This is a genomic window from Thiocapsa imhoffii (assembly GCF_016583985.1).
Lineage (GTDB): Bacteria > Pseudomonadota > Gammaproteobacteria > Chromatiales > Chromatiaceae > Thiocapsa > Thiocapsa imhoffii.
Genome location: NZ_NRSD01000002.1, coordinates 103,312 through 115,302, shown reverse-complemented (window position 1 = coordinate 115,302; position 11,991 = coordinate 103,312). Strand labels below are relative to the sequence as shown.

Genomic DNA, 11,991 nt, shown 5'->3' with positions numbered 1-11,991 from the left:
GGATCGTCAGAAGTAATATCCGAGATTGAGATTGAAGCGATAATTCCACTTGTCGTTGCCGTTGACACCAAAATCACCGACCCCATCAATGCGGGAATAGTCATCCATGCCACCTCCCGCGGCCCTGTTCCCGACGAAATAATTCCCGTTCGAGTAGGCGAAGTCACTGTAGATATACCAACCGCCACTCGCCCATGCCGCGCCCGCGACCCACAACTGGCTGTCGTTGAAGGATGACTCGTCCTTAACGATACTGCTGTATTCGAGATAGGGGAGAACCGAGTCAAGCCAGGGGATTTGGGGGGTTTCCTTGAGATAACTGATGGAGATGGCCGGAATCCATGCCTTGCTCGCGACTGGCCAGGCAAAGTCATAGGCCCCCATCGGGATCAGCGCTGCAGTCCCCCAAGGGTTATCACTGTCGATATCGTATTCGTAACGTGTCAACTGCGAAGCGAGGGTGAACTGATCGATGCGATTGACCATATGCACCGATGCAGCCCAATGGCTTCCGTTATTGGCTCGCTGCCCCTTCAGCCGTCCGTATTGCAGTGAGACTCCGAGATCGGTCGGTACCGCGGTGTCGTCGAACTGATAGATGGCACGGACATTGAACTGATGGCGCTCGTCATAGCCGTTGTTCTCGACACCGAAGGACACGTTGCCATCGGCATCGACCGTCTCACGCCAGCGCACCGCATCGTAGCTATAGCGTGTACTATTCAGACTCCGTCCGAAATAGCTCCCCTCGCTCATTGGATAATAAGCTACATCCAACAACCAGCGATCGATCGTGGTGCTGTACTTGATGCCAAGATCCATGTCATCAGACAGCCCAACGTAATAGTGCTGATCAAAGAACCAGCTCTGGGACACACCATAGGGACCTGGTCCGAATGGAACGCGATTGACACCCAGCTGGATTTCGCTGTCGTCGGCAAACCGATATCCAAGCCAGCCGGTATGGAGAAAGTTGTAACTCTTACCCGACCCAGCGGTATACCAACGATATTCGAGACGACCGATGAGGTTGTCATAGTCGAGCGCGAGATTGATCCGGAAGGTGTCCAACTCAATGTTGCCACCACGACCACCCCGGTTGGGGCCTGGATTGATCTCGGGGATTTTGTAACTGCCGAGTACGTAATTGACGCGCATCGCCCCGCCGATCGTCACTGGACCGATCTTGAATACAGTGCTCTCAGGTGCCGACTCATCGAGGGCTTGATCTGTTTCGGCGACGACCCCGGGCGCGACCATCTCTCGCGACACCACCGCATCATCAGCCACCCGATCCTCGATGCGCCCAGCCCGCGCCGCCTCAAGAGAACGTTGCGCCGCAGCCAATTGACTCGCCAGGTTGGCGACGCGTTGCTCGAGTTCTTCCACATCAGACGCTTCCCCAAGCACGATCGATGGGGGTGCCGACAGCATGGGGACGAGCAGAACGCCAAGCATCCTGGAGAACGAATGGCCCAATCGCGGGCGGAACGGCATGGTGCCTGCCATAGCAAATCTCCAACCGGGCCATCACGGGCACGTCCAGTCGAGACCAAGCCAGACCAGACGGACGCAATCGCCCCAATCCGACGAACCGATGCCGCGGCAAACGGTCAGCCCGGAGGTTGCGCGAAACGACCCGGTTGGACACGGCTGCGCGCGGATTGAAGCGATACAGCCACCTCGCCACGAACGCCGAAGACGACTAGCGAGAGGATTCGTCGGCACCGAGCCGCGATGAATGAGCCGTATTGGATCGGCTCACATGTTGATTTGCGGTGAGACGCACCGCGTGTCCCGATCGACCGGCAGGGTGAAACCTGAGTATCCGGCGGGCATCGGGACGATGGCGATTGGACAGCCTGGCAACACGTCAGCAGATGAATCCCATCTCACGTGCACAGGCCATTGCCCAAGGCCGAATAGGGAACTTATCCGAAAATAGGTGGACTATGCAAGGTTGGGCAACCTGTCGAGCTCCACGGAGCGTCACGGAAACCCTGCCGTGAGTTCCCTTCAGCACGCGGTATCGCTGAGATGTTGACCTAGTAGACCGCGTTGCAGTCGAATCGCTCGCGCAGCAATGGGGCGAGACGCTCGATCGGTTCGGGACGCGCGAAGAGATACCCCTGGTAGACCAGGCAGCCCTGATCCGCCAGCCAGTCGCGTTGCGCCTCGGTTTCGACCCCTTCGGCGATGACATCGAGATCCAGGGTATGACCAAGCGCGATGATGGTGCGCGCGATCGCGGCCGCATTGGTATCGGTCAGGATATCGAAGACGAAGGACCGGTCGATCTTGAGCACGTCGAACGGGAGGCGTTTCAGGTAGGACAAAGACGAGTAGCCGGTGCCGAAATCATCGAGCGCAAAACCCACTCCGCGCGCTTTCAAGGCGACCATCTTGGTGATCGTTTCCTCGACATCATCGAGCAACAGACTCTCCGTGATCTCGAGCTTGAGCTTCGTCGGATCGGCGCCTGAATCGAGCAATGCGCGTTCGACCTGTGCGACGAAGTGGTGCTGACGAAACTGACGCGCGCTGATGTTCACGGCAAGCGTGAGGTCGCGCGTTTCGGGTTGCCGCGCCCAGTCGGCGAGGCGCGCGCAAGCGGTTTCGAGCACCCAGTGACCAATTGGCAGGATCAAGCCACTCTCCTCGGCAAGCGGGATGAAGCGATCCGGTGGAATCAACCCCTGTCCCGGATCATTCCAGCGCAGCAGACATTCGGCGCCGACGACCTCGCCGTGGCGGTCGACCTGAATCTGGTAATGCAAGAGCAGGCGTTCATGGCGCAGTGCCTCTCGCAGACGCATCTCCAGATCCGCGCGCGCCTGCACCTCCAACTGCATGGCAGGGTTGAAGAACCGCAAGGTGTTGCGGCCCGCGGCCTTGGCACGATACATCGCCATGTCGGCCTGTTTCATCAGGTCTTCAGGACGGATCGATTGGCCGTCGAACAGTGTGGCCCCCACGCTAAAGGTGCTGTAATGGCTCGCGCCATCGAGCTCGAAGGGCGCCCGCATGACGTCGAGTAAGGCCTTGCCAAGATGCTCGGCCTGCCGCAACGCCTCCACCGGATCGGCTCCCACGTTCGAGACCATCACTACGAATTCGTCGCCGCCAAGGCGGGCCAAGGTCTCGGTGTCTGAAATGCACTGGGCTAATCGTTGCCCGACCAACTGCAAGAGTCGATCACCTTGATCGTGTCCCAGGGTATCGTTGAAGGTCTTGAAATCATCCAGGTCGATGTAGAAGACGGCACCCAGACAGTCCTGCTCTTTGCAGTGCGTCAGTCCCTGCTGTAATCGATCCAACAAGAGGCGACGGTTCGGCAGACGCGTCAGCGAATCATAGAAAGCGAGCGCCCTGATCTCCTCCTCGGCCGACTTGCGCCCGGTGATGTCGGTCAACGTTCCAACATAGTGCGTGACGCTGCCGGCGGCATTCAGAACCGCGGAAACCGTCAGCCATTGTGGATAGATCTCACCATCCTTACGCCGATTCCACACCTCACCTTGCCAACTTCCGGTGTCGAGGATTTGCGACCACATTTCTGTGTAGAAGGCCTGATCATGCTGTGAGGATTTAAGCAAGCGCGGAGTCTGACCGATCGCCTCCTCGGCGGAATAACCAGTGATCAGTGTAAAGGCTCGGTTGACCCGCAGAATCACCCCCTCGACATCCGTCACGACCATGCCTTCCTGAGCCTCAAAGGCGATCGCGGCGACGCGCTGTTGTTCGTCTTGCGCCTGTTGCTCGGTCACATCGCGCGCGATGCCTTGAAAACCAATCACCTCGCCCTGTTCATCACGATACGGCATGGCGCTGGAATCGTGCCATCGCCAAGTGCCATCGGCGTGGCGAACCCGATAGCGGATGTCACAGCGTTGCACGCCCTGTTCGATGACCTCCTTGAAGGCTCGCACACAGATCGCGAGGTCATCCGGGTGGACATACTCTCGATAATGGGTTCCCAGGGTTGCTTCGATCGAGTAGCCCATGAGACGCGACCAACTCGGCGAGGCGAAGGTAAAGACGCCATCCAAGTTGAAGAGATAGACGATGTCGTAGCTGTACTCGAGCAGAAAACGGTATTTCTCCTCCGAGTGCTTGAGCGCCTGCTCAGCCGCCTTGCGCGCACCGATATCACGGGCAACCATCTGCAATAGGCTCGTGTGCCCGAGCGCCACCTGGGTCAAGAGCACCTCGGCCGGTACCACTTCGCGTCCATCCGGCCCCCTTAGCAGGCATTCAAAGCGGCGATTCTCGCTGCTAGGCATGACCATCGTCCCATCCGGCAGGACGTCGGGTGGCCAGGGTGACGCAATCAATTCAGCCGGCTGGAATCCGATCAGTTGCGCACGGGAGCAATCGAACAGGCGCACGGCCGCGGGATTGCAGTCGTAAAGACCGCGTTGGGGATCGAACAGCATGACCGCGTCCGAAGTGGCATTCAGGAGGTTGCGATACTTGTAAGCCGAAACCCGCTCCAATTCCGATTGGGTCTCGCGCAGCGCCGACTCGCGTTGACGCAGGGCCGTGGCCATCTCATTGAAGGCTTGGGCGACCCGTCCGATCTCATCCGCAGCGGGATCATCGAGACGCTGTTGAAGATCCCCCGCCGCCACCGCCAGCGCCGCGCGCTCCACCCGCCGCAGACGACGGCTGAGGCCCAGGGTCAGGAGGATGATCACGAACAGGAGGCCGCAGAAAGCGATCACCCCATGCAACAGACTCCGCTCGCGCAACTGTTGCCCGATCTGGGCGATGACGTCCTCGGTGTGTCCCACATGGAGCATCCCGTGGGTCTGTCCAGCGAATTGGAGCGCAATCTGGGTCTCGGTGGCAGCTCGATGCGGCACGGGCGTGACCGTGCCCGTCGCCAATGCGGTCGGGTCCAACCCCAGCGGAGCGGCACCATGCGCGGCGAGCGGTTGTCCACTTGGGTCGACCACGACCAGATAGCCGATGCCAGGCATGCGCCCCCAATGCGCCAGCGTCTCCCGCAACCGGTCGACATCGGACGTCGCGATCAGGGGTGCCAGAACAGGACCGGCTCGTTCGGTGAGTTCCACCAGGCGCGTCTCGCGCACCCTATCCAAGGCATCCTGGGTGAGGTGCTGGGAGTCGTAGACGACCCATCCCAGCAGCAGTGCTTGGGCGAGGAGTAAGATCGAGCCCAGACGCCAGCCGAGCGGCAACGCGGTCAACGCCATCTTCAATCCATCCTCTGCGAAGAGCAGCGCAACGCGCGGCGTGGCGGACGCACGGTGACCGGACGGTGCTCATCCTTGACTCGGTGTCGCCTCATGGGCTTGCGTCCCTGCGTCACGTGTCCGCCTGCGCACGCTGGCGAGGCGAGCCTGGAATGGCGTGCGGTGAATGTCCCAACCACACCCGCGGCGGCATCACGGGTCTGACGCAAGCGATCTGGACCGCCGTTGAGGCGTCGCTGGCTCGCTGACGGGGATCTGCGGTCACTGCTTGGATCGGTTTGCTATCAGAACATCGGAATCATCATCAGGATGGCCGGTTGGCGGCTCGCCCCCGCTCCACCCAGCGCTACCTCTTATACTCGGATTCTGCGCAGATCCTCACCCAAACGCAACGCCCACGCGAACGCGCGACCCTGCACGATCCCCGACGCAACCCGACCGCGGGTCCGGCTAACGTGCACCGCCCGCGAACGCGCCGCGGGTCATCCAGGGTGCAACCTGCGCGCACAAGATGACATCATCCTGATCGTGCGCTTGCGCGTCGATTCACTCGCTTGGGCCACCGCTCGCACGCACTCTTAAGGATAGCGCGTCGCGCGGCACGGACGTGCCCCTCACACTGGACTGGAGACCCTGGAGCCCGTCATGACCCCCTTCAGCCCCGCCACCGAGGCCTGGTTCAGTCAACAATTCGACGCACCGACCGCGGTGCAGACCCAGGGTTGGGCGGTGATCGCCACGGGGCAGCACGTCCTGATGACGGCACCGACTGGCAGCGGCAAGACCCTGGCGGCTTTTCTTGGGTCGATCGACCGCCTGATGCAGGGCACGCCAGACGATTCCGCTGCCCCACGCGGGATTCAGGTGCTCTATGTCTCGCCGCTCAAGGCGCTGGTCTATGATATCGAACGCAATCTGCGCGCGCCGCTTGCCGGCATCGCGCGCGCGGCCGATCGCCTCGGGCTTGCGGTACGGATCCCCAGCGTTGCCATCCGCACGGGCGATACCCCGGCCAGGGAGCGCCAGCGCCAGTTGCAAGACCCTCCTGATATCCTGGTCACCACGCCCGAGTCACTCTATCTGCTGCTGGGCTCGCGTGCCGCGACCCATCTTGCGCGGGTGCGGACCCTCATCATCGATGAGATCCACTCACTCGCCGCGACCAAACGCGGCGCGCACTTAGCCTTATCGCTCGAGCGCCTGACCGCGCGCTGCGAGCAGGATCCACAACGCATCGGACTCTCAGCGACCGTGCGCCCACTGTCCGAAGCGGCACTCTATCTCGGTGGTGTCCGCCCCGTGGAAATCGTGGATGCCGCCGCGCCACCGCGGCTCGACATTCAGGTGCGGGTCCCCGTACCCGATATGGAACGGCCACCCGAGCCGCCCACTGACGCCGGGGCGCAAGGCGGTTCGATCCTGGGTGAGCTCTATCAGCGCACCCTGCCCCGACCACCCGCGGACAAGGGGATGTGGTCGGCGCTCCATCCGGCCCTGCTCAGTGAGATCCGTGCGCATCGCTCGACCATCCTCTTCGTCAACAGTCGGGGCCTGTGCGAACGTCTGTGTCAACGGCTGAACGAACTCGCCGCAACGCAGGACGTCCCCGCCGGTGAGCCGGTGGCCGATCCCTCCTCCCAAACCACGGCGGCACCCGACACGGCACTGGTCCGAGCCCACCATGGGAGTGTCAGCCCCACGCAGCGCAGCGAGATCGAAGAGGCGCTCAAGCGTGGCGAACTCAAGGCCATCGTCGCCACCAGTTCGCTGGAGATGGGCATCGACATGGGCGGTGTTGATCAGGTCATCCTCGTGGAGTCGCCCGGTTCGGTCTCCCGCGCGCTGCAGCGGGTCGGGCGGGCTGGACATGGGGTCGGCGAGGTGAGTACCGGGCGCATCTTTCCGAAATTTCGTGGCGACCTCCTCGAATGCGCAATCGTCGCCACACGGATGTTGACCGGCGAGATCGAACCTTTTCGGATGCCGCGCAACGCCCTCGATGTGCTGGCCCAGCAGATCGCCGCGCACTGTGTCGAGCAGTCCCGTGGGGTCGCCGACCTGCACCAGTTGGTCACGCGCGCCGGACCCTATCGTGCGCTCTCGCGCGCGGCCTTCGAGGCCGTGCTCGAAATGCTCTGTGGCCGCTATCCCGCAAGCGACTTTGCCGACCTCAAACCGCTGCTGAGTTGGGACCGCGCGACCGATACACTGAGCGCACGCAAAGGCACGGCCATGATCACCCGTCTGAATGCCGGCACCATCCCGGATCGTGGCCACTACGCCGTGCATCTCGGCGCCGATGGCCCGCGCCTCGGCGAACTCGACGAGGAGATGGTATTCGAGACGAAGGCCGGCGATTGTGTCTTGCTCGGCGCCTCGACCTGGCGCGTCGAGGCGATCACGCGCGACCGCGTCCTGGTCTCGCCGGCACCAGGGGAGCCCGGCAAGCTCCCCTTCTGGCGCGGTGACGGACCCGGCCGTCCGGTCGAACTCGGACGGGCGATCGGTGCCTTCTGCCGCCAGGTCGCGGCACAACCGGCCGCGCGCGCGGCCGACTGGATCCGCGCGCAGACGCCCCTCGACCCGTTCGCGGCGGCCAATCTGGCGGCCTACATTCAGGAGCAGATCGCCGCCACCGGGTGTGTGCCACATGACCGCGCCATCGTCGTCGAACGCTTCCGTGACGAACTCGGCGATTGGCGCATCTGCATCCTCACCCCCTTCGGCGCACGCATCCATGCCCCCTGGGCGATGGCCCTACAGGAGCGTCTCACGCGTCGGCAGGGCTTCGAGATTCAGGTCATGTACACCGACGATGGCATTGTGCTGCGTTTGGCCGATGGTGAAGCCTTGCCGGAACTCGATGACCTGCTGCCCGTGCCAGAGGATCTCGAGGAACAGGTGACCGAGCAATTGGCCGATACGGCCCTGTTCGCATCCCTGTTCCGCGAGAATGCCGCGCGCGCCCTCTTGCTGCCACGGCGCTCAGCCAAGGGCCGCCAACCCCTTTGGGCCCAGCGCCTCAAGGCCCAGAACCTGCTCGCCGCGGTGCGCCGGTATCCGGGCTTTCCGATCGTCCTTGAGACCTATCGACACGCACTCAGTGACGTCTTCGATCTCGCGGGTCTGCAAGAACTCTGCGGCAGCATTCGCAACCGCTCGATCCGTGTCCATGAGGTCGACACTCCACAGGCCTCACCCTTCGCCCGCTCGCTCGTCTTTGCCTACGTCGCTGCTTACATCTACGAACAGGATGCCCCCATCGCGGAGCGGCGGGTACAGGCCCTGACCCTCGACCGTGGTCTACTCGCCGAGTTGCTTGGGCAGGCCGAACTGCGTGAACTGATCGACCAGAACGTGCTCGAGACGCTTGAACAAGACCTCCAACACCTCTCGCCGGGGCGCCAAGCACAGGATGCCGACACCCTGCATGATCTGCTGCGACGACTCGGCGATCTCAGTGCGGTGGAACTCGCCGCGCGCACCAGTGCGGATCCCGCCCCCTGGCTCGCAACACTGGTCGCACAGCGGCGCGCCATTTCCATGCGATTCCCGGGGGGTGAACGCTGGATTGCGGCCGAGGATGCCGCCCTCTATCGCGACGCACTCGGACTGGTTCCACCCCCCGGACTGCCCGATGCCTTTCTGCTCGCGAGCGAGGCGCCATTGGAGCGGCTCCTCCACCGCTATGCACGCACCCACGGCCCCTTCACCACCAAGACGGTGGCCGACCGCTACGATCTGCGCGTGATGCAGCTCGAGCCCGTGCTGCACCTCCTGGAGAGTCGGGGTGAACTCATCCGGGGCGAGATACGTCCCTTGGGTCAGACGCCCGAATGGTGCGACCCGGAGGTGTTACGTCGGCTGCGACGACGCACCTTGGCCCAGGCACGCGATGCCGTCGCGCCGGTCGATGCCGCGACCTTGGGCCGTTTCCTGCCCGCCTGGCATGGCATCGGCGAGGATCTCAAGGGTCCGGACCGGCTGCTCGAGGCCCTGATCCAACTGGAGGGTCTGCCGCTCCCCTGGTCACAACTCGAGCGGGTACTGTTGCCGGCGCGGGTGCCAGGCTTCCGCGCGGAGGACCTGGATCTGCTCGCGGCGACGGGGCAGATCGTCTGGGTCGGTTGTGGCGCCACCGGGCCGAAGGATGGGCGCATCGCCATCTATCGTCGCGGGTGTCCGGAACTCTGCGCGGCGACCAACATGACTCGCGCGCGGCCGCGCCCGCGCGGGTCCGCTTCAAGTCCCGACCCAGACCTGTCCCCGGGCACGACCACCGCAGCCCAGATCAGCCTCGAGGGCACGCATGCGCACGCCAGTGAAGGGGCAACCCAGGTACACGCCATCCTGCACGAACACCTGGCCTCCCATGGCGCATCCTTTCTGATGGAGTTGCTCCAAGCCGTCGAACGCTCCGGACTTCGGCTCGGTCGCGACGCCTTCGAGGCGGCCCTGTGGGATCTCGTCTGGGACGGGGTGATCACCAACGACACCTTCGCACCCCTGAGAACCCTGCGCGGCGCCCGTGCGCGCCACGGCCGCGGCCCCATGCTTGCCGGTGGACGCTGGTCATTGGTCGCCAGTTTGCACCAACAGACGAACGAGACCGAACAGTTGCTGGCCCGCGCCCGGATCCTTCTCGAACGCTATGGGATTGTCAGCCGCGAGGCGGTTCAGGCCGAGGAGACGATGGGAGGATTCAGCCTGCTCTATCGCCTGTTCAAGCAGATGGAAGAGAGCGGGCAGGTCCGTCGTGGCTATTTCGTCGAGGGGCTCGCGGGTGCCCAATTCGCCCTGAATGGCGCGATCGAACGGCTGCGCGGCGCCCGCCTCGAGGACATCCCGATCGACGGCTTCAGCCCCGAGACGGTCCGCGTCCTGGCCGCGATCGATCCCGCGAACCCTTATGGCGCCCTCCTCCCCTGGCCAGCGACCAGCGCGGGGGTTCCACCGAAGCGTCTCGCCGGGGCCACCCTCTTCCTCGTCGCCGGGAAACCTGTCTTCTATCTCGCGGCCAGCAGACGGCAACTGAGTTCGTTTCCGGGATCCATGACCGAGCCGGGTGGCGAACTCGCCCTCGCGATCGCCGCCCTCCTCCTGCTCCCGCCGAGCGGGCGCAAACGGTTCGCCATCGAGCAGATCGATGGTCTACCCGCACTGGAGTCCGCGCTGCGAGAGCCTTTGATCCGGGGCGGTTTCGAGGCGGACGGCAAGGCCCTCGTTCCATCACGCACCCAACAGTGTAGGATTGGCCGTTAGACTGCCATGCCCGCTTGACCCTGACCCTGCGGCGCTTCCTCCAGATCCTGACGATCCGGCCATCTTTCACCATCCTGACTTGCATGGATGCCTGACTGGATCGCGCCGAAGGCGCGCTCGTCACCCGCAAGAGCAACGAGGCAACCGCCCGCGAGCGCGCGGACGCGACTTTGTGACGTTTCAGGTCAAGTCTGGTCCGGGACAACCGCCCGCGAGCGCGCGGACGCGACGCCTTCATGGACAGGCGCAAGAACGAGTCCAACACCTGAGTCCAACCCACCATGCCCAAGACGACAGCACCCCGGCCGAGCGCGACGCCGAAGACGCAATACATCTATCACTGGGACCGCATCATTGGGGCGATCACGGTCCTGCTGCTGACCATCGTCCTGCTGGTCTTCGCGCTCATCTCCTGGCTCACCCCCAAGGCGCCTCTTGACATCCCCGAGACCAGCCTGGAACCGAGCCATCGTGAGGAGGTCGCACGGCGGGAGCAACCCGTCACACCGCCGCTCGCATCCGAGCAACCAAGCCGGGCACCGGACCCGGGGGCGTTACCACCCGAACTGCTCGGTGAGCGCCTGACGTCCGCGCCCGGCGGCATCCCCAGTGAGGAAATCACCGCGATCCCACCACTGTCCGGCCCCGCCGATTCCGTGACGCGCGCGGGCGCCGACTCCGCTCTCTCACAGACCGGCGGGAGCGCACCACATGTGGGGAATGCCGCCGTGGGCGAAACACCTGCTCCAGCGCCTGATATGCGCGGGACTCCAGACGTCGCCGGCACAGGAGTAGAGGACGCGGTCGCGCCACAGCCTGACCCGAGTGAGGACACCGGGGAGCGAGACTCCACGACCGGGAGCGACGAGGCCGCGCGGGCGCGAGAACCGGTCCAGGCCACCGCGATAGCCGACACGGCCACTCCCCCCCGGAGCCTCGGGACGATCGAGGCACCACGACGGGCACCCGACAGGACCGCCACGACTCAGCCAATCAATCCACTCGGACCCTCATCGATGCGCACCGAGATCCGCTCCGCCGCGGTCGAACGTTTCGCGCTGGCACGGTCTGTCGTCGCGCGCGAACCGCGTGGCGTGATCACTGACCTCAGGGCAATGGGCGAGCCGCCTCGACAGCTCTCCTCGTATAGCGAGGTCACCGGCCTGAGCGGCGATGTACTGCACTATGTCTGGCTGTACGAAGGTGAGGAGGTCCTGCGGATTCGCGTGCCCGTCACCGCGGACAGTTGGCGCAGTCACTCCACCAAGCGTCTCGGTCCGGGGATGACGGGAACCTGGCGAGCGGAGCTGCGCGACGCCTCGGGACAACTGCTCGCGAGCATCGACTTCCGCTTATGACTCGGCGCCGAAGCGCACCGGCTCACGACGCACCCATGGCATCATTGGATGGCGTCAGCGACACGAATCAACTCGATGCAGCCCGGCTCGATGCCTCGCAACGCCACTCAATACCGTCGGCAACCGAGTTCAGCCACCGCGCTCGGAAACCG

At 63.8% G+C, this 11,991-nt stretch carries 4 protein-coding genes; 2 read left to right on the top strand and 2 right to left on the bottom strand.

What is annotated here, in order from left to right:
• Positions 1-6: 6 nt before the first annotated feature.
• Together CKO25_RS02965 and CKO25_RS02960 are read right to left on the bottom strand one after the other, a co-directional pair.
• Entirely contained in the window at positions 7-1,509 is a 1,503-nt protein-coding gene (locus CKO25_RS02965; RefSeq protein WP_200386444.1) for a hypothetical protein, read from the bottom strand.
• Between the two features lie 536 nt (positions 1,510-2,045).
• Positions 2,046-5,219: an EAL domain-containing protein gene (locus CKO25_RS02960; RefSeq protein WP_200386443.1), complete on the bottom strand. Its 3,174-nt coding sequence runs from the start codon at positions 5,217-5,219 to the stop codon at positions 2,046-2,048.
• Between the two features lie 645 nt (positions 5,220-5,864).
• On the opposite strand from CKO25_RS02960, the gene CKO25_RS02955 reads away from it, so the two are divergent.
• Both CKO25_RS02955 and CKO25_RS02950 read left to right on the top strand, forming a co-directional pair.
• Positions 5,865-10,481: a DNA glycosylase AlkZ-like family protein gene (locus CKO25_RS02955; protein ID WP_200386442.1), complete on the top strand. Its 4,617-nt coding sequence runs from the start codon at positions 5,865-5,867 to the stop codon at positions 10,479-10,481.
• A gap of 281 nt (positions 10,482-10,762) precedes the next feature.
• The gene (locus CKO25_RS02950; protein ID WP_200386441.1) at positions 10,763-11,839 is read left to right on the top strand and encodes a DUF2914 domain-containing protein; all 1,077 of its coding nucleotides are present in this window, start codon (positions 10,763-10,765) and stop codon (positions 11,837-11,839) included.
• Positions 11,840-11,991 lie beyond the last annotated feature (152 nt).

Excerpts from the sequence above, each read along its gene's own strand:
- CKO25_RS02965 (WP_200386444.1), bottom strand. The coding sequence starts at position 1,509 with ATGGCAGGCACCATGCCGTTCCGCCCGCGATTGGGCCATTCGTTCTCC.
- CKO25_RS02960 (WP_200386443.1), bottom strand. The coding sequence starts at position 5,219 with ATGGCGTTGACCGCGTTGCCGCTCGGCTGGCGTCTGGGCTCGATCTTA.
- CKO25_RS02955 (WP_200386442.1), top strand. The coding sequence starts at position 5,865 with ATGACCCCCTTCAGCCCCGCCACCGAGGCCTGGTTCAGTCAACAATTC.
- CKO25_RS02950 (WP_200386441.1), top strand. The coding sequence starts at position 10,763 with ATGCCCAAGACGACAGCACCCCGGCCGAGCGCGACGCCGAAGACGCAA.